This is a genomic window from Streptosporangium sp. NPDC053982, assembly GCF_055585205.1.
In genome coordinates, this window is the sequence record NZ_JBVJKQ010000009.1 from 62,256 (window position 1) to 79,478 (window position 17,223).

The following is a 17,223-nucleotide window of genomic DNA, read 5'->3' on the forward strand; positions in this document are numbered from 1 at the left end:
ACGGCAAGCCTGGCCCGCTGAGGCCCCGCGCGTCTTGTACGTTCCTGGCATGACCTCCCACCGTCCGCCGGCAGCGGTCACCGCCTGGGAACCGTCGGTCCCGGGCATCGCCGAGGTCTTCCACGCGCACTTCACCGACCACGCCTATCCGGCCCACGTTCACGACACGTGGGACCTGATGATCCTCGACGACGGCGCGGTCGACTTCGGGCTGGACCGTCAGCAGACGTACGGCCTGCCACCGCACGCCTATCTCACGGGCCGACGCATCGAGCGGGCGCGCCGGCTCCTGCTGAACGGCCAACGGCCGGCCGAGGTGGCCACGAGTGTGGGATTCCATGACCAGGCGCACCTGAACCGGCATTTCGTCCGGCACGTCGGAACCACGCCCGCTCGCTATGTGACCGGCGAAGGTCCTTCGGCCCCGCACGGAGGCGGCCGGCGGACGCGCTTGCCGTCGTGCTCTCCATAGGACGGGCATCCGCCCGCGCGGGGACGGCCGTCGGCCTTCGTGAGCTGAGCCACCACCCCGAACAGGCCCGCGGGAATTGGGGCGACCTCGTCGACGCCCGCGAAGTCGACCTGCGGGATGCCGCGGCCGTCACCGAGGCGACCCGCGACATCGACGCGCTGCTGCCACGGACGCTCCCGGCGTATGACGGGCGCCGGGCCTGTCCGAATCCCGGTCACCGCCTCACCGCCTCACCGCCCGGAAGGGCTCCGCGGCCCCTCCGGGCGCAGGCGCCAGCCCCGGGTGACCCGCTCGATGTAGCCGGCCGCGGCCAGGCCGCCGAGGCAGGACAGCGCGGTGTCCATGCCGACGCCCGCCGTCACCGCTATCGCCGCGGGCCCGGCTCCGCCCCGGGCCGGCACGGCTTCCAGCACCCGCCGGGTCTCGGGCTCCAGCCCGTCACGCGGCAGCACCGGGCCGCACGGCTCACGGGCCAGGTCGGTCCCCATCATGCCGGTGAGCTCGACCGCCTCCTCGGGGGTGGTGACGCAGACTGCCGCCCCCTGCCGGATCAGCCGGTGGCATCCGGCCGACGTCTCCGACGTCACCGGCCCGGGCACCGCCCCGAGGACGCGGTTCAGTGACAGCGCGTGCCTCGCGGTGCTGAGCGCCCCGCTGCGCACGGCCGCCTCCACGACCACCGTGCCCCTGGACAGCGCTGCGATGAGCCGGTTACGGATCAGGAACCGTGGGCGGGTCGGATGGGAGCCCATGGGACACTCGCTCACCAGCACGCCGTGAGCGCGCACGGCGGCGAAGAGCTGGTGGTGCGCGCTGGGGTAGGCGACGTCGGCGCCGCAGGCGAGCACCGCTACGGTCGGCGCGTCTCCGGCGAGGGCCCCCCGATGGGCCGCGCCGTCGACGCCGTAGGCGCCTCCCGAGACGACGCTCCAGCCGCGCCCGCTCAGCCCGGCGCCGAACTCCGCCGCCACGTGCGCGCCGTACGGTGTGACGGCCCGCGAGCCCACGATCGCGACGGAACGCAGACAGGAGAATCGCAGGTCGGCGTCGCCGTGGAGCCAGAGGGCGTAGGGGCGGCTCCGCCCCAGGTCGTCGAGCTGGGTGGGCCATTCCGGGTCGCCGGGGATCACCAGCCGGGCCCCGCTCCGCTCCCCCTCCGCCAGGTCCCGCCGGGGGTCGGCCGGTTCCAGCCGGGCCGACCAGGAGGCGAACGCGCGCCCGAGCCGGCCCGCGATCCGTTCCTCCCGCGACCCGCCCGTCCCGCTCCCACCGGCACCCCCGGCGGAGCCTCCGGCGTCATCGTCGTCACCACCGTCACCGCCGTCACCACCGGTCAGCAGACGGACGAGCGCCGGGTCCGGGTGGCCGGCGCGCACCCGCTCCACCGCTTCCTGCGCGCCCAGCGAAGCCACCAGCCCGCCCATCAGCGTGTCGCCGGGCTCCGCCAGCCGCATCAGTGTGACCCGCGCGAGCCTGTCGTTCACCGCTCCTCCCCCAGCCACAGACCGAGCGCGGCGTTGGTCTCGGCGACCTCGGGGCCGGCCTTCCCGGAGAGGTCGGCGAGCGTCCAGGCCAGCCGGAGCACCCGGTCCAGCCCCCGCGCGCTCAACGCGCCGCTGTCGAGGCAGGTGAGCAGCGGGGCCATCGCCTGCGACGCGGGACGGTAGACGGTGTGCAGCGCCCGGGCGGGGATCTCGGCGTTGCAACGCCAGGGCGTGCCCGCCAGGCGCCTGGCCGCGCGCTCGCGGGCGAGCAGCACCCGCTCGGCCACCACCCGGCTCGGTTCGGTGAACCGCCGGTCGGCGAGCAGTTCCCGCCGGGTCGAGGGATAGAGGGTGACCTTGACGTCGATACGGTCCAGCAGCGGGCCCGAGAGCCTGGCGAGATAGCGGCGGCGGGCCGCCGGGGAGCACCGGCACGGGTCGTCCGGCCGGGACGGGCGCGCGCACGGGCAGCGGTTGGCGGCCAGCACGAGCATGAACCGGGCCGGGAACGTGACCGTGCCCTGCGCCCTGGAGACCGTCACCCGGCCCGACTCGAGGGGCTGCCTGAGCGAGTCGAGGACGCTCGCGGGATATTCCGGGGCCTCGTCGAGGAACAACACGCCGCGATGGGCGATCGAGACGGCGCCCGGACGGACCGCCCCGCTTCCCCCGCCCACGATGGCCGCGACGGTCGCGGTGTGGTGGGGCGCGACGAAGGGCGGGCGGGTCAGCAACGGGCGGTCGGGAGGCAGGACGCCCGCCACGGAGTGGATGGCGGTCACCTCCAGCGCCTGGTCCCGCTCCAGGGGCGGCAGCAGGGTGGGCAGCCGCTCGGCGAGCATCGTCTTGCCGGTGCCCGGCGGGCCGAGCATCCAGAAGTTGTGCCCTCCTGCCGCGCAGATCTCCAACGCGCGGCGGGCGAAGGGCTGACCGGCGACGTCGGCCAGGTCGGGGGCGACGCCCCCCGGCCCGCCGGCCGTGTCGCCCATGTCGCCCGCGTCACCCATGTCACCTGCGTCGCCCATGTCACCCGCGTCGCCTCTGCGGCCCCTGTCGCCCCCGGTGTCCTCCGCCTCGCCTGCGACGCCTCCCGGAGTCGGCGGCCCGTCACCGCGCAGGAGTTTCACCAGGTCGGAAAGGGCGGCGACCGGGACCACCGTCACATCCGGCACGAGAGACGCCTCGGCGACGTTGCGTGCGGGGACGACGACGGTGCGGGCCCCCGCCGCGGCGGCCGCCAGGACGGCGGGCAGCACACCCCGCACCGGCCGCACCGAGCCGTCGAGGCCGAGCTCGCCGAGGAAGAACGGCTCGGCCACCTTGGCGGCCGGCACGACCCCCGCCGCCGCGAGCAGGGCGATCGCGATCGCGAGGTCGAACAGGCTCCCCCGCTTGGGCAGGCTGGCGGGGAACAGGCTGACGGTGATCCGCGTGTCGGGCCAGGGGTGGCGGCTGTTGACCACGGCGGAGCGGACGCGGTCACGCGCCTCGCTCAGCGCGGTGTCCAGCATGCCGATCAGGTGCAGCCCCGACACGCCGGCTCCGACGTCGGCCTCGACGTCGACGGGATGGCCGCTCACCCCGATCAGGGCGACGCAGCGGGTGCGCGCGACGGCCACTCACATCACCCCCCGGTGACGGACGGCGCGCGGCGGCGTGGTGCGCATCTAGCACACCCCCCGCTCGTGCCGGATGGCGAAGTCTCCGGCGAACCGCTCCAGCGCCACGACGTCGACGCGGATCGACTCGAACCGCCGGGGCCCGGCCCCCAGCCATCTGACCGCCAGCAGGCGCAGGCGGGCCAGCTTGGCCTCGGTCACCGCCTCGAAGGCGGTGCCGTGGCTCTGACCCGAGCGGGTCTTCACCTCGACGACGACGAGCGCCCGTCCCTCCCGGGCGACCACGTCGATCTCTCCGTCCGGGCACCGCCAGTTGCGATCCAGGATCTGCATGCCCTGAGCCAGCAGATAGTCGACGGCGATCTGCTCGCCGTACCGGCCCAGCTCGTGTTTCGCGGCCATGGAACCACCTCCGGTTCCAGACCTTCGCCTGATCCGGCCCCGCCCCGGAGGACCGAACGCGGTTCTGTGGACAGACGACGGGCACCGGGCGCGCCTGTGGACAACCCCCGGGAACCGGGGTCAGCCGGAGAAGCCCTCCTTGGGCATCTCGAGGTCCGCCTTGGCGAGTTCCTCGACGTTGACGTCCTTGAAGGTGACCACGCGGACGTTCTTGACGAACCTCGCCGGGCGGTACATGTCCCACACCCAGGCGTCCTGCATCTTCACGTCGAAGAACACGTCGCCGTTCTCGGCGGTGCGGACGTCCAGGTCGACGGAGTTGGTGAGATAGAAGCGCCGTTCGGTCTCGACGACGTAGGTGAACAACCCGACGACGTCACGGTACTCGCGGTAAAGCTGCAGCTCCATCTCGGTCTCGTATTTCTCGAGATCCTCTGCGCTCATACCGGTCCTCCTGTTAAAGGCCTTGCCCGGCCCGCCCGATCAGGCGACACCGGCCCCCACTTCATTCTCGCCCATCGACCGCCCCGGCTCCGCCCTCGCCACCGTGACGAAGGAGAACCGGTGCTCCGGGCACGGGCCGTGTCTCTCCAGCGCCCGGCGATGGCTCACGGTCCCATACCCCTTGTGCGCGGCGAAACCGTAATCCGGGTGACGTTCGTGCAGGGCGATCATCATCCTGTCACGGGTCACCTTCGCCACGATCGAGGCGGCCGCGACACAGGCCGCGACCTGGTCGCCCTTCCACACCGCGAGGGACGGCGCGGACATGCCGGGGACCGCGAAACCGTCGACGAGCACGTAGCCGGGGGCGCACGGCAGCCGTGCGACGGCACGGCGCATGCCCTCGATGTTGGAGCGATGGAGGCCGCGCGTGTCGATCTCGGCCGGGGGGATCACCACCACGCCGAACGCCTTCGCGGTCGCCGTGATGCGCTCGTAGAGGGACTCCCGGCGGGCGGCCGTCAGGAGCTTGGAGTCGCCCAGGCCGTCGATCCGGCGGCCGAGCACCACGGCGGCGACCACCAGCGGCCCCGCACAGGCGCCCCGGCCCGCCTCGTCGACCCCGGCCACCGGCCCCAGCCCGCGACGCTCCAGGGCCCGCTCGTAGCCGTACAGCCCCGAGTCGCGCCGGACCACACAGGGTGCGGGACGGAGCGCGCCCGTCACGGCACCGCGGCAGACATAGCGACCATGGGCAGAGGTTACGCCCTGTGCGGCCCGTTCGGTACCGCTATCGCGTACCGGTGAAGGTCCGGGCGAAGGTGCCGGGGGTCGACAGCACGGTGGCCCTGGAGAACGGCCAGTAGATCGCGAAGGCGCGGCCGACGACCTGATCCTCGGAGATCGTGCCCTCACCCTGCTGCTTCTCGTGGGAGCGGGAGTCCGCCGAGGCGGAGCGGTGGTCGCCCATCACCCACAGCCGCCCCTCCGGCACGACCTTCTCGAACTTCTGCCCCGAGGGGAAGTCGTCCGGGTGCAGGTATGCCTTCTCGTCGAGCGGGACGCCGTTGACGGTGATCCGCCCCTGGGCGTCGCAGCACCTGACCGTGTCCCCGCCGACCGCGATGACCCTCTTGATCGTGTACTCGTCCCGCCAGCCGGTGAAGACGACGACGTCGCCGCGCTCGGTCTCGCCGTGCAGCTTGTTGACGATCACCCGGTCGCCGTCCTTCAGGGTGTTCTCCATCGACTCCGACGGGATGGAGAAGGACTCGACGACGAACAGGTGCAGCAGCAGCGCCGCCACCACACCGGATGCGATCAGGAGGATCGACTCGCGCAGGCCGCCGCCCTTGCCGGAGGACTCCTTGGACTCCTTCGCGCCGTCCCCGGCCGCACCCGTCCCGGTTTTCGCGCCGTCCCCGGCCGTGCCCTTCCCCGTCGCGTCCCCGGGTGCGTCTTCGCCGGACTTCGCCGTTTCGCTGTCAGGTTCCACAATCATGAGGGTAAGGCCACCGGGCCCCGGGGACGCGCGGCTTCCCCGCCCGGAAAGGCCCGGAAAGGCCGTCCGCGCCGGGCGGAGGGCACCCGGACCCCCGTACGGTCCCCGTGCCCCGAAGGGGCCGTCAGCTCCGGGAGCGCCTGCGCCTGCGCCAGAGCAGCAGCGGGGTGGCCAGCGCGAACCCGCCCAGGAGCGGGGTGGCCCCGGCGGCCGCCGCGGCGACCGGCTGGAGGCCCGGCTGGCCGAAGGTGTCCGGAATCGAGATGACCTTCGCCCTGGAGAACGGCCAGACGATCACGAAGGCACGGCCGATCACCTTGTCCACCGGGATCGTCCCGCCGCCGGGGTCACCCAGGTGGGAACGGGAGTCGAGGGAGACCGAGCGGTGGTCGCCCATCACCCACAGCCGTCCCGCGGGGACCTTGACCTTGAAGGGCTCCCGCGAGGGCACGTCACCGGGGTAGAGGTAGGTCTTCTCGTCCAGCGGGACGCCGTTGACCGTCACCCGGCCCTTGACGTCGCAGCACTCGACCGTGTCGCCGCCGACGCCGATGACGCGCTTGATGTAGTCCTTCTCGTTCGGCACCATGCCGAACACGCCGCCGACCCAGTGGAGGGCCGCCGACAGGGGATTGGACGGCTCGGGGATCTCCACCTCGCCGTCCCAGGAGTCGACGCCCGAGAACACCACCACGTCGCCCCGCTCGATGTCGCGGATCCGGTAGACCGGCTTGTTCACCAGGACGCGGTCGTTGACCAGGAGGGTGTTCTCCATCGACTCCGAGGGGATGTAGAACGCCTGGACCACGAAGGTCTTGATCACCAGTGCGAGGACCAGTGCGACGACGACCAGGATGGGCAATTCCTTCCAGAAGGAGCCCTTCTTCTTGCCCTCGTCACCCTTGGCGGTCTTCTGCGTGTCTTCGGCGACCACGTGCACCTCGTCCTCGACAGGTCGACGCGAGGCTGCGCCGGACTCCCGGTCTTCGCTACTCATCGGTGATGAGCCTAAATGATGGATGGGGCCGGACGTTCGCCAGTCCGGTTACCTCATGCCATGCGTTTCCTCAAAGGCGGTCAAGCCTGTACGGACGCGAACGGCCCGCCTCCCCGGTGAGGGGACACGGGCCGGAGGCGCCGGAGACGCGGCGAGGCGTCAGCGGCTCTCGCGCTTCTCGCGGATGCGGGCGGCCTTGCCGCGCAGGTCACGCATGTAGTACAGCTTGGCGCGGCGGACGTCACCGCGGGTCACCAGGACGATCTTCTCGATGACGGGGCTGTGCACCGGGAAGGTGCGCTCGACGCCGACGCTGTAGCTGACCTTGCGGACGGTGAAGGTCTCGCGGGCGCCGCCGCCCTGGCGGCGCAGGACGAAGCCCTTGAAGACCTGGACACGGGAGCGGTTGCCCTCGATCACTCGGACGTGAACCTCGAGCGTGTCACCGGGGCGGAAGGCCGGGACGTCGGAACGGAGCGTGGACTTCTCAAGCTCGCTGATCAGCGTGTGCATGACAGTGGTACCTCATCTGAGCGAGCACGCGGAGGTTCACCCGGCCGCGGTGAGGCGGCGTCGCGGTGGACACGCGTACTGGAATGGATGCGTCTGTGCCCGCCTCCGCGCCTGTTTCCGCGGAGCCGGACCGTCTGCCCGACAGCGCGCCGGCCTGCAGGCAGTCGGCGGCAACGCTTCAGTCTGCCATATCCCGGCGACCGACCGGAAATCAACCACCATGACCACACGGAACGATCACGCGGAACCGGCCGGACGACCTGGAACGGGCGAAACGGACACAGAGGAACCGGCCGCGGCCCCTCAGGGAAGCAGGCCGAGCTCCGTGAGGAGCCGCCGGTCGTGCTTGTCGAGGGACTCGGGGTCGAGCGCCGCCAGCAGCTCGGCCCGGTTCCGGGCGGTACGGCGCAGCGCCTCGTCCCGCCGCCACCGGGCGATCTTCCCGTGATGCCCGGAGAGCAGGATCTCCGGGACCCGGTGCCCCCGCCACTCCGGCGGCTTGGTGTAGACGGGGCCTTCGAGGAGGTTCTCCATCTCCCCCGGCGCGAAGGAGTCGTCCACGGCCGAGCGCGCGTTGCCCAGCACGCCGGGCAGCAGCCGGCCGACGGCCTCGACCATCACCAGCACCGCCGCCTCGCCGCCGGCCAGCACGTAGTCGCCGATGCTCACCTCGTCCACGCGCAGGCGCGAGCCGTACTCGGCCATGACCCGGGAGTCGATGCCCTCGTAGCGGGCCGGGGTGAACAGCAGCCAGGGTTCGGCGGCGTAGTCCATCGCCAGGCGCTGGGTGAACGGCACCCCGCTGGGGGTCGGCACGATGATCCTGGGCCGCGCGTCCGGGTCGGCGGCGAGGACCGCGTCGACGGCCTCCCCCCACGGCTCGGGCTTCATGACCATGCCGGGGCCGCCGCCGTACGGCGTGTCGTCGACGGTGCGGTGCACGTCGTGGGCCCAGTCGCGGAGCTGGTGGAGGTGGACGTCGAGGATGCCGCGCTCGCGTGCCTTGCCGATGAGGGAGACGCCGAGCGGGGCGAAGTACTCGGGGAAGATCGAGATGATGTCGATGCGCATGTCCGGATGGCCGTCAGACGGCCGCGTCGGGGTCGAGCAGGCCCTCGGGGGCGTCCACGACCAGGATGCCCTCGTCCAGGTCGACCACCGGGACGAGCGCCTTGACGAACGGGACGTAGACGTCGCCGAAGTCACGCCGCACGACCAGGAGGTCCTGGCCGTGGTGCAGCACGTCGGTCACCTCGCCGACCCGTTCCCGGTTGGGGGTGACCACCGCGAGGCCGATGAGCTGGTGGTCGTGGAACTCGTCGGGGTCCTCGGACGGCGGGATCTCCTCCGAGTCGATGACGAGCATGGTGCCGCGGAGCTCCTCGGCCCGGTCGCGGTCGGCCACTCCCAGGAACCTCACCAGCAGGATCCCCGAGTGCCACCGCCGGGACTCCACGACGAGCGGGCCGGCGGACGCCGGATCGGTGGAGAGGGCGGATCCCGGGGCGAAACGGCTCTCCGGGTCGTCGGTGCGCACCTCCACGGACACCTCGCCGCGGAGCCCGTGCGGCCGGCCGATCCGGCCTACGACAAGCTGCACGCCCGCCTCCCAAGTGGTTCCAAGTGGTTCGTGTGATGACAGGCGAACGGGCCACCCACGCTGGGCGGGTGGCCCGTTCGCTCGATATGCGTTCACCGCTGGGTCCCGCTCGGTGCGAGCGGGACCTAACGGGCCTCGTTGAGGTCGAGGAGGTCGACCCGGACGTACTTGCCATCGCCCAGCGCGTTCATGACCGTGCGCAGAGCCTTGGCCGTGCGGCCACCGCGACCGATGACCTTGCCGAGGTCGTCGGGGTGGACCCGGACCTCGAGCACACGGCCGCTGCGGATGCGACGGGCGTGAACCTGGACATCGCCGGGATGTTCGACGATGCCCTTCACCAGGTGCTCGAGGGCCTCCTCAAGCACCTCAGGCCTCGCCTTCCGGCTTCTCCGCCGCAGCCGCCGGCTCAGCCGGGGTCTCAGCGGCGGCCTCGTCGGCCTTGGCGGGCTCCTCGGCCTTGGCGGCCTTGGATGCCTTCTTCTTGGGCGTGGTGGCGGCGGCGGCGTCGAGCGACAGCGCCTCCTTGGCCGCGGCCTCGTAGGCGGCGTGGCGGTCGGCCTTGGGCTCGGCGACCTTCAGGGGGGCCGGAGCCGGCTCGCCCTTGAACTTCTGCCAGTCGCCGGTGAGCTTGAGGAGCTTCAGCACCGGCTCGGTCGGCTGCGCGCCGACACCCAGCCAGTAGGCCGCCCGCTCGGCATCGATCTCGATGCGCGAGGGGTGCTCCTTCGGGTGGTACAGGCCGATCTCCTCGATCGCACGGCCGTCACGCTTGGTGCGGCTGTCGGCGACGACGACGCGGTACTGCGGGTTGCGGATCATGCCGAGCCGCTTGAGCTTGATCTTGACTGCCACTGCTGTGGTCTCTCCTGCTTCGAAAGCGTGGGTGAGCGGCATCTCATCGAGTGGGGCACGAGGAGAAGACCGTTCAAGGGACAGGCCGTGCCGCGCGGGGGTGAGAGGGCACCCACAGGGTCACGGTGTTCCAACATGCCATTGTGCCAGACCCGCGGGGGTGCCCGGCCCCGAAGGGCCATCCCGTACGGCGAGCCCGGGGCAAGAGTCGGTAATCCGTGTGTGTCCGCCGTGCCGGACGGGCCCGCCGCTGCGCTAAATGGCCGCCGTGGCAACCACCCTGAGATCTCTGACGCTCACCGCCGCCGGGTCGATCGCCGTGCTGGGCGCCGTGCTCACGATGCGGGCCGCCTCCCCCGCGGGCGAGGCGCCCCCGGCCGGAGGGGGCCGGTGGGACCACGCGGTCGTCCGGGCCGCGGCCCCCGGCGCCGCCCCGGTACGGCCGGCCGCGCCGGCGGACGACCTGCCGTCGCTGCTGCGGGTGCTGCTGACGCTGGCGACGACGCCGTACGACCGTCCGCTCGCCGGATCCTGAGCGCGGACGCCGCCGTACGACCGTCCGCCCGCCGGGCCCTCGGCGCGGAAAGACCTCACGGTCGTCCGCCGGACTCCGGGCACGAGCGCCGAGCGCCGGGGGCCGGAACCGGAAGGGGGCGGCGGGTCTCCCCCGCCGCCCCCTTCCTCACCGGTGGTCCGGCCCGCTACCGGGGGCCGAGGCCGAGGAGCTCCAGTGTCGCCATCGCGATGAAACCGAGGATGATGACCACCCAGATCCACCGGGCGCGCCCGTGGAAGCCGCCACCGTCCCGGCCGTCGCTCACTTCTGGCCCGGGAACTTGAACTTGGAGGGGTCGAAGCCCGGCGGCAGTTCCAGGCCCGGCGGAAGCTGACCGGGGAGCTGCCCGGCGCCCAGGTTGCCGAGGGCGCCGCCGGGGACCTTGCCGTCGGCCCCACCGGATGCCTTCTTGCCGAGGGCCGCCTTGCGCGGGTCGCCGCTGACCCGGCGCCCCTTGCCGGCCTTCTTCTGCGCGGCCTTGGCCTTGCGGCCGCCGGGCATGCCGGGGAGGCCCATTCCGCCGGCCATCCGCTTCATCATCTTCTGGGCGTCGAAGAAGCGGGTGACCAGGCCGCTGACCTCGGTCACCGTCACGCCGGAGCCCTTGGCGATGCGGGCCCGCCGGGAGCCGTCGATCATCTTCGGGTTCTCGCGCTCGGCCGGGGTCATCGAACGGATGATCGCGGCGATGCGGTCGAGGTCGCGCTCGTCGAACTGGTCGAGCTGGTCGCGCATCTGCCCCATGCCGGGCATCATGCCGAGGAGGTTCTTGATGGGGCCCATCCTGCGGACCATCATCATCTGCTCGAGGAAGTCCTCCAGCGTGAAGCCCTCACCCGAGGTGAGCTTGCCCGCCATCTTGACGGCCTCGGCCTCGTCGAAGGTCTTCTGGGCCTGCTCGATGAGGGTGAGGATGTCACCCATGTCGAGGATGCGGGAGGCCATCCGGTCCGGGTGGAAGGCGTCGAAGTCCTCCAGCTTCTCACCGGTGGAGGCGAACATGATCGGCTTGCCGGTGATGTGGCGGACCGACAGGGCGGCGCCGCCCCGGGCGTCGCCGTCGAGCTTGGTGAGCACGACGCCGTCGAAGCCGACGCCCTCCATGAACGCCTGGGCCGTGGTGACGGCGTCCTGGCCGATCATGGCGTCCACGACGAACAGGACCTCGTCGGGCGAGACCGCGTCGCGGATGTCGGCGGCCTGCTTCATCAGCTCCTGGTCGATGCCCAGGCGGCCGGCGGTGTCGATGATGACGACGTCGTGCTGCTGCCGCCTGGCGTGGTCGATCGACTGGCGGGCCACGGCGATCGGGTCGCCGACGCCGTTGCCCGGCTCGGGGGCGTAGACCGCCACACCGGCACGCTCGGCCATGACGGCGAGCTGCTGGACCGCGTTGGGGCGCTGGAGGTCGGCGGCGACCAGCAGCGGCACGTGGTTCTGGTCGCGCAGCCAGCGGGCCAGCTTGCCGGCCAGGGTGGTCTTTCCGGCGCCCTGAAGGCCCGCGAGCATGATGACGGTCGGCGGGTTCTTGGCGTAGCGGAGACGCCGCGTCTCGCCGCCGAGGACCTCGATCAGCTCGTCATTGACGATCTTGACGACCTGCTGGGCCGGGTTGAGGGCCTGCGAGACCTCGGCACCGCGGGCACGCTCCTTGACCTGGGCCACGAACGTCCTGACGACGGGCAGGGCGACGTCGGCCTCGAGCAGCGCGATGCGGATCTCGCGGCACGTGGCGTCGATGTCGGCCTCGGACAGCCGACCCTTGGAACGGAGGGAGGAGAAGACCGATGTGAGCCGGTCGGAAAGCGTCTCGAACACGTGTTTGGCCAGCCTCTGCGCTACGGGTCTGCGACTCGACCTCCCAGCCTATCCGCTGGGAGGCACGACTGACGCCCCGGAGCTCAGCGCCCCCAGCCGGGGACGGCCATCCGCGTGGTGAGCGCGTGCTCGACCAGCGTGATGAGCGTGCTCTTCACCGCGTCACGCGACCGGGCGTCGGTCCGCGAGATGGGGATGTGCGGGGCCAGTGTCAGCGCCTCGCGCACCTCCTCCTCACCGTGCGGGTAGCCGCCGTCCCAGCCGTTGATCGCCACGACGAAGGGCAGTCCCGCCTCCTCGAAGTAGTCGATCGCCGGGAAGCAGTCGGCCAGCCTCCGGGTGTCGACCAGCACGACCGCGCCGATGGCGCCCTTGACGAGGTCGTCCCACATGAACCAGAACCGGTGCTGACCCGGCGTACCGAACAGGTACAGGATCAGGTCACGGTCCAGCGAGACCCGCCCGAAGTCCATGGCCACCGTGGTGGTGGTCTTGTTGGGAGTGAGCCCGAGGTCGTCGATGCCGGCGCTGGCGTCGGTCATCACCGCCTCGGTGGTCAGCGGGAGGATCTCCGAGACCGACCCCACGAACGTGGTCTTGCCCACACCGAACCCGCCGGCGACGACGATCTTCGTCGAGGTCAGGCCGCCGGGGTTAGAGCCTGCGAAGTCCACTGAGCACCCTTTCCAGCAGGTTGAGATCCGGCTTGCCCGCGTCGAGCTGCGGCTGGTGCAGCTGCACCAGACCCTCGGCCGCCATGTCGGCGACGAGGATCCGGGTGACGCCGAGGGAGATGCGGAGCATCGCGGAGATCTCAGCGACCGAACGCACCTGCCGGCACAGCGCGCTGATCGCCTGATACTCCGGGGTGCGGTTGGACAGATCATGATGTGCGGATGTGGCCGAGGAGACCAGGGCCTCCATGGCGAGCTGGATGCGGGGGGCGGTCCGCCCCCCGGTCATCGCGTACGGGCGCACCAGGGAGCTCTGCTCTCCCGGCGGGGGCTGCACGACGTGCGAGGGCACCCCCTGTGACCGGTGGGGATCGTCCGCCGGCCATCCCTGTGACCGGTGGGGGTCGTCCGCCGGCCACCCATGCGACCGGTGGGGGTCGTCCATCGACCAGGAAGGCGGCCCGCTCAGCGGGCCCCCGTCACCCGGCCAGTCCCGGCTTGCCACGGCATCCTCCTGGGGTCGTCGTCATCACCGTGGGTGGGCTGCTTGGAGTTCGGCGCGCACGGCGGGTGTCAGCACCTGCCCGGCGCGCTCCACCAGCAGGGTCATCTGGTAGGCCACCAACCCCATGTCACAGTCCGCGGCGGCCAGCACGGCGAGGCACGAGCCGTCGCTGATCGACATGATGAGGAGCAGCCCACGCTGCATCTCCACCACCGTCTGGGTGACCGCGCCGCCCTCGAAGACCCTGGAGGCGCCCTGGGTCAGGCTGATGAGGCCGGCCGCGACCGCCGCCAGCTGGTCCGCCCGGTCCCGGGGGAAGCCGTCGGAGTACGCCAGCGGCAGTCCGTCGGACGAGACGACGACCGTGTGCGCCACGCCCGGCACGTTGGTCACGAAGTCGGTGATCAGCCAATTGACCCCCCGGGCGGCCTGGCTCATTTCACGCACGTGTCATCCTCCTCGACGACCTTGATGAGCTCGCTCACCGGTCCTCCTCGTTAGCTTCAACGTCCCGGCCGAAGTCCGGATACGGCCTGTCCTCGCCGGCTTCGCCCCTGGCCGCCGCGCGGCCCTGCCGCACGCCCTTCTGGAAGCTCGCGAGCCTGTTGCGCACCGCTTCGGGGGAGACGGCGGGCCTGGGCGCGGGAGCGGGGGCCGGGGCGCCCAGGTCGGGCGAGACCGTGCCGGGCACGAGGTTGGCCTTGGGCACCCGCTTGGGCAGCCCGGACCCGGTGAGCCCGCCGAGCGTCGGCTCGGCCGCCGCCCTGGCCGCCTGCCAGCCCGCGTCCGCGGGCGAGGACCAGGCGTCCGGCGTGGCGGCGGCTTCGGGCTCGCGGGCCGGCTCGCGGGCGGGCCCGGGGTTCTGCGCCACGGGCTCGGCCTTCTTGAACCAGTCGGACTCGACCGCGGCGAAGATCGGCAGGAACTCCTCCTTCGCCTCCTCCATGGGCGAGGGCTCCTGGACGGCCGGCAGCGGGCCGGTGTTCTCGGCCTCCTCCGGGCCGCGGCGGCCGAACGGCCCGGCCGCTCCGGCCGGCGGCCACCCGCCGGAGTCTCCGGGCCGGGCGGGCGGGACGGGCCAGGCGCCCGAGTCTCCGCCGCGCACCGGGGCGTCGGACCAGATCGAGTCTCCGCCGCGCGCGGAGGTGTCGGACCAGACGGAGTCGCCGCCGCGCGCCGGAGCGTCCGGCCACGCCGGCGCGCCGCCGCGCGCGGAGGCTTCGGGCCACACGGGCGCGTCGGCCCGGGAGGTCGCCGACCATCCGGAGGCGGATCCGGGCGGCGGCACGTGGCCGGGCCAGGGGGTGTCCAGCGGCGCCCGGCCCGGGTCTCCGCCCGGCGCGGAGCGCGGCGCCTCCGCCGAGCCGAACTGCCAGGCGGAGTCGAACGAGCCGAGCGGCTGCTGCCGCTGGGTGGCGTCGAAGGAGGAGAACGAGGAGAACGAGGACGGCGCCGCCGTGTCGAACGTGGTCGGGCTGGCCATCACCGCCGGCCGCTCCAGGGACGCCGAGGACGCGGCCCAGTCCACCGGGGTCGCCGGCTTGGCCGGGACGCCCGACAGGGAGACCAGCGAGTCGGGCAGCAGGATCATCGCGGTCAGGCCGCCGCTGTCCTGCTGGCGCAGCTGCACCCTGACGCCGTGCCGCAGGGCCAGCCGGCCGACCACGAACAGGCCCATCCGGCGGGAGACGGAGACGTCCACCACCGGCGGGTTGGCCAGCCGGTGGTTGGCCTCCGCGAGTTCGTCCGGGGTCATGCCGATGCCGATGTCGGTGACGGAGACCATCAGGCCGCCGCCGTCGATGCGGTTGCTGGAGACGACGACCTTGGTCTCCCGGGGGGAGAAGGAGATCGCGTTCTCCACGAGCTCGGCGATCAGGTGGACGACGTCGTTGACGGCCGTGCCGGTGACGGACACGCCGCCGGAGATCCGCAGGTCGACCCGCTCGTAGTTCTCGACCTCCGACAGGGAGGCGCGGACCACGTCGATCAGCGGGACCGGCTGGCTCCACCGGCGCGCGGGCTCCTGCCCGGCGAGGACCAGGAGGTTCTCGCTGTTGCGGCGCATGCGGGTGGCCAGGTGGTCGAGCCGGAACAGGCTGCCCAGCCGGCCCTCGTCCTGCTCGCCCTGCTCCAGGCTCTCGATGAGGGCGAGCTGACGCTCGACGAGGGTCTGGCTGCGCCGGGAGAGGTTGACGAACATCGCGTTGACGTTGCTCCGCAGCGTCGCCTCCTGGCCCGCCAGCCGTACGGCCTCACGGTGGACCTCGTCGAACGCGCGGGCGACCTCACCGATCTCGTCGTCGGAGTCGACCCCGATCGGCGGGACGTCCGCGGACGCGGCGCCCTCACCGCTCTCCCGCAGCCGCTGCACGGTGTCGGGCAGCCGCTGACCGGCGACCGAGAGGGCCTCGGTGCGCAGCATGCGCAGCGGTTTGACCAGTGAGCGCGCCATGACCGAAGTGATGATCAGCACGAGGATGAGGAGCAAACCGGTCAGCGCACCGGTGATGAGCGCACTGCGCTGCTCGGTCTCCTGCAGGACACGGCTCCGCGCGATCAGGGAGTCGGCCACCTGCTTCTCGACCTGGCGCATGCGTCCTATGGCGTCGGACGACGCGTTGAACCAGGTGGTCTGGTCCCCCGCGCGCGCACCGGAGACGTCGACATGGACCAGCGGTTCGTTGCGGAGGCCGAGGACCAGGGCGCGTGCGCGCATGGCCGCGGCCCGGTCCTTCTCCTGACTGCTGACGGTGTCGTCGTAAAGCTGGCGATGGGCCAGCGACGCCTTGGCGCGGAAGGTGGCGAGCTCGCTGTCGCGCTGAGCACGGGCCGCCAGCAGGGCGTTCAGGGTCCCGGGGGTGAACGCCCTGGTGGCCAGGGCGACCGCGAGGTTCGCCCGCTCCAGCGAGACCTGCTCCTTCGCCCTGGTGAGGGCGCCGAACGCGAGCGCGCCGCTCGCGAGGTCGGAGTCGGTGACGCCTTGGACGATCTCGTCATGCAGGGCCAGCAGGTCGGTGATCGTCCGGGAGTACATGGCGATCGTGGGCTCGGCCTGGAGCTGGGTGTCGGTCGCGGTCTTGCGCATGCTCGCGAGTTCGTCGACGCGGCCGCGCATCTGGGTGAGCTCGTTCCTGCCCCGCTCGCCGAATCCTCCCGCGTCCTCGCTGTCGAGGATGAGCCCGATGCGGTCCCGCACACTCTTGGCGGCCTCGTCGACGATCCGGTACTGCTTCTCCAGCAGCGCTTGCCTGGCCGCTCCGCCGCGCCCCTGCGCGACGAATCTGGCGGACACGTCCCGTTCGGCCTGCAGGGAGTCCGCGAGTTCGCTCAGCTTGGCGGCGAGCTCGGTGCCGACGCGGACACGTTCGTACTCGGCGGCGGTGTTGATCGAGCCGACCACCCGGAACCCGCCGAGGACGATCGCGGCCACGGTGGGGATGATGATGATCGCGATCAGCCGCGAGCGCACGCGCCAGTTCTTCAGGGCGAACCTGCCGCCCCTCCGCCCGCCGGGTTCCTCACCCGTGGAGTCCGAAGCCGAGCCGCCCGGCGGCGCCTCCTGTGTGTCGAACCCCCGGGTGGCCGCCGGCCTGGATTCGCGCTCGCCGGAAATTGACGCTGTCCTCACTGGCCTCCGCTGCCTCTCCTCGGATCGTCCACTTGGGGGGGATCGCGTCACCTAAATGATGGGAGTGACGCAGACGCATCCATGGGGTAGGGGTTATTGGAGCACAGGCGGATGAGTTCGGCCAACAGTACAAAATACGCCGTATCGGTTGA

Annotated in this window: 19 protein-coding genes; 2 read left to right on the forward strand and 17 right to left on the reverse strand. The window is 72.0% G+C overall.

Annotated elements, in window-relative coordinates:
* Positions 1-49 precede the first annotated feature (49 nt).
* Positions 50-472, forward strand: a complete 423-nt coding sequence (locus tag ACZ6W9_RS17520; RefSeq protein ID WP_389965033.1) for a helix-turn-helix transcriptional regulator — start codon at positions 50-52, stop codon at positions 470-472.
* A 230-nt stretch (positions 473-702) separates the two neighbouring features.
* Here the strand turns inward: ACZ6W9_RS17520 and dprA are convergent, their stop codons facing one another.
* From dprA to rpsP, 12 genes are all read right to left on the reverse strand, one after another.
* Positions 703-1,956, reverse strand: coding sequence for a DNA-processing protein DprA (gene dprA / locus ACZ6W9_RS17525; protein ID WP_389965030.1), 1,254 nt, complete (start codon positions 1,954-1,956; stop codon positions 703-705).
* Positions 1,953-3,575 carry a YifB family Mg chelatase-like AAA ATPase gene (locus tag ACZ6W9_RS17530; RefSeq protein WP_470118620.1) on the reverse strand — a complete coding sequence of 541 codons (1,623 nt, stop codon included), beginning with the start codon at positions 3,573-3,575 and terminating at the stop codon, positions 1,953-1,955. Before ACZ6W9_RS17530 ends, dprA begins: the two co-directional genes overlap by 4 nt.
* A gap of 48 nt (positions 3,576-3,623) precedes the next feature.
* Complete coding sequence (locus tag ACZ6W9_RS17535) at positions 3,624-3,977, reverse strand: YraN family protein (RefSeq protein ID WP_389965024.1); 354 nt, start codon at positions 3,975-3,977, stop codon at positions 3,624-3,626.
* Between the two features lie 120 nt (positions 3,978-4,097).
* Complete coding sequence (locus ACZ6W9_RS17540) at positions 4,098-4,421, reverse strand: DUF2469 domain-containing protein (RefSeq protein WP_026215037.1); 324 nt, start codon at positions 4,419-4,421, stop codon at positions 4,098-4,100.
* 39 nt (positions 4,422-4,460) lie between these two features.
* Positions 4,461-5,117 carry a ribonuclease HII gene (locus ACZ6W9_RS17545; protein ID WP_389965020.1) on the reverse strand — a complete coding sequence of 219 codons (657 nt, stop codon included), beginning with the start codon at positions 5,115-5,117 and terminating at the stop codon, positions 4,461-4,463.
* 94 nt (positions 5,118-5,211) lie between these two features.
* Positions 5,212-5,922 carry a signal peptidase I gene (gene lepB, locus ACZ6W9_RS17550; protein ID WP_470118624.1) on the reverse strand — a complete coding sequence of 237 codons (711 nt, stop codon included), beginning with the start codon at positions 5,920-5,922 and terminating at the stop codon, positions 5,212-5,214.
* 124 nt (positions 5,923-6,046) lie between these two features.
* Positions 6,047-6,919, reverse strand: coding sequence for a signal peptidase I (gene lepB, locus ACZ6W9_RS17555; protein ID WP_389965014.1), 873 nt, complete (start codon positions 6,917-6,919; stop codon positions 6,047-6,049).
* A 159-nt stretch (positions 6,920-7,078) separates the two neighbouring features.
* A complete protein-coding gene (rplS, locus tag ACZ6W9_RS17560; protein ID WP_362930728.1) occupies positions 7,079-7,432 on the reverse strand; it encodes a 50S ribosomal protein L19 in 354 nt (117 codons plus the stop codon).
* Between the two features lie 303 nt (positions 7,433-7,735).
* On the reverse strand, positions 7,736-8,503 hold the full coding sequence (gene trmD, locus ACZ6W9_RS17565) for a tRNA (guanosine(37)-N1)-methyltransferase TrmD (RefSeq protein WP_389965011.1): 768 nt from the start codon (positions 8,501-8,503) through the stop codon (positions 7,736-7,738).
* Between the two features lie 13 nt (positions 8,504-8,516).
* Positions 8,517-9,032, reverse strand: a complete 516-nt coding sequence (gene rimM, locus ACZ6W9_RS17570; RefSeq protein WP_389965008.1) for a ribosome maturation factor RimM — start codon at positions 9,030-9,032, stop codon at positions 8,517-8,519.
* Positions 9,033-9,157: 125 nt separating this feature from the next.
* A complete protein-coding gene (locus ACZ6W9_RS17575) occupies positions 9,158-9,400 on the reverse strand; it encodes an RNA-binding protein (RefSeq protein ID WP_362930722.1) in 243 nt (80 codons plus the stop codon).
* A 1-nt stretch (position 9,401) separates the two neighbouring features.
* Positions 9,402-9,887: a 30S ribosomal protein S16 gene (gene rpsP, locus ACZ6W9_RS17580; RefSeq protein WP_362930720.1), complete on the reverse strand. Its 486-nt coding sequence runs from the start codon at positions 9,885-9,887 to the stop codon at positions 9,402-9,404.
* Between the two features lie 268 nt (positions 9,888-10,155).
* Between rpsP and ACZ6W9_RS17585 the strand changes: the two genes are divergently transcribed.
* Complete coding sequence (locus ACZ6W9_RS17585) at positions 10,156-10,422, forward strand: hypothetical protein (protein ID WP_389965003.1); 267 nt, start codon at positions 10,156-10,158, stop codon at positions 10,420-10,422.
* Positions 10,423-10,704: 282 nt separating this feature from the next.
* On the opposite strand, the gene ffh is transcribed toward ACZ6W9_RS17585, so the two are convergent.
* The 5 genes from ffh to ACZ6W9_RS17610 form a co-directional block, all read right to left on the reverse strand.
* Positions 10,705-12,261: a signal recognition particle protein gene (gene ffh / locus ACZ6W9_RS17590; protein ID WP_362930716.1), complete on the reverse strand. Its 1,557-nt coding sequence runs from the start codon at positions 12,259-12,261 to the stop codon at positions 10,705-10,707.
* Between the two features lie 83 nt (positions 12,262-12,344).
* Complete coding sequence (locus tag ACZ6W9_RS17595; RefSeq protein WP_389965206.1) at positions 12,345-12,905, reverse strand: GTP-binding protein; 561 nt, start codon at positions 12,903-12,905, stop codon at positions 12,345-12,347.
* Between the two features lie 10 nt (positions 12,906-12,915).
* The gene (locus ACZ6W9_RS17600) at positions 12,916-13,224 is read right to left on the reverse strand and encodes a DUF742 domain-containing protein (RefSeq protein WP_389965204.1); all 309 of its coding nucleotides are present in this window, start codon (positions 13,222-13,224) and stop codon (positions 12,916-12,918) included.
* 240 nt (positions 13,225-13,464) lie between these two features.
* A complete protein-coding gene (locus ACZ6W9_RS17605) occupies positions 13,465-13,878 on the reverse strand; it encodes a roadblock/LC7 domain-containing protein (protein ID WP_389965201.1) in 414 nt (137 codons plus the stop codon).
* 43 nt (positions 13,879-13,921) lie between these two features.
* Positions 13,922-16,912 (reverse strand): sensor histidine kinase, encoded by a 2,991-nt coding sequence (locus ACZ6W9_RS17610; RefSeq protein WP_389965000.1) that lies wholly within the window; start codon positions 16,910-16,912, stop codon positions 13,922-13,924.
* Positions 16,913-17,223: the final 311 nt, after the last annotated feature.

Excerpts from the sequence above, each read along its gene's own strand:
- rplS (WP_362930728.1), bottom strand. The coding sequence starts at position 7,432 with ATGCACACGCTGATCAGCGAGCTTGAGAAGTCCACGCTCCGTTCCGAC.
- ACZ6W9_RS17520 (WP_389965033.1), top strand. The coding sequence starts at position 50 with ATGACCTCCCACCGTCCGCCGGCAGCGGTCACCGCCTGGGAACCGTCG.
- lepB (WP_389965014.1), bottom strand. The coding sequence starts at position 6,919 with ATGAGTAGCGAAGACCGGGAGTCCGGCGCAGCCTCGCGTCGACCTGTC.
- lepB (WP_470118624.1), bottom strand. The coding sequence starts at position 5,922 with ATGATTGTGGAACCTGACAGCGAAACGGCGAAGTCCGGCGAAGACGCA.
- ACZ6W9_RS17535 (WP_389965024.1), bottom strand. The coding sequence starts at position 3,977 with ATGGCCGCGAAACACGAGCTGGGCCGGTACGGCGAGCAGATCGCCGTC.
- ACZ6W9_RS17540 (WP_026215037.1), bottom strand. The coding sequence starts at position 4,421 with ATGAGCGCAGAGGATCTCGAGAAATACGAGACCGAGATGGAGCTGCAG.
- ACZ6W9_RS17600 (WP_389965204.1), bottom strand. The coding sequence starts at position 13,224 with ATGACCGGGGGGCGGACCGCCCCCCGCATCCAGCTCGCCATGGAGGCC.
- ACZ6W9_RS17605 (WP_389965201.1), bottom strand. The coding sequence starts at position 13,878 with ATGAGCCAGGCCGCCCGGGGGGTCAATTGGCTGATCACCGACTTCGTG.
- trmD (WP_389965011.1), bottom strand. The coding sequence starts at position 8,503 with ATGCGCATCGACATCATCTCGATCTTCCCCGAGTACTTCGCCCCGCTC.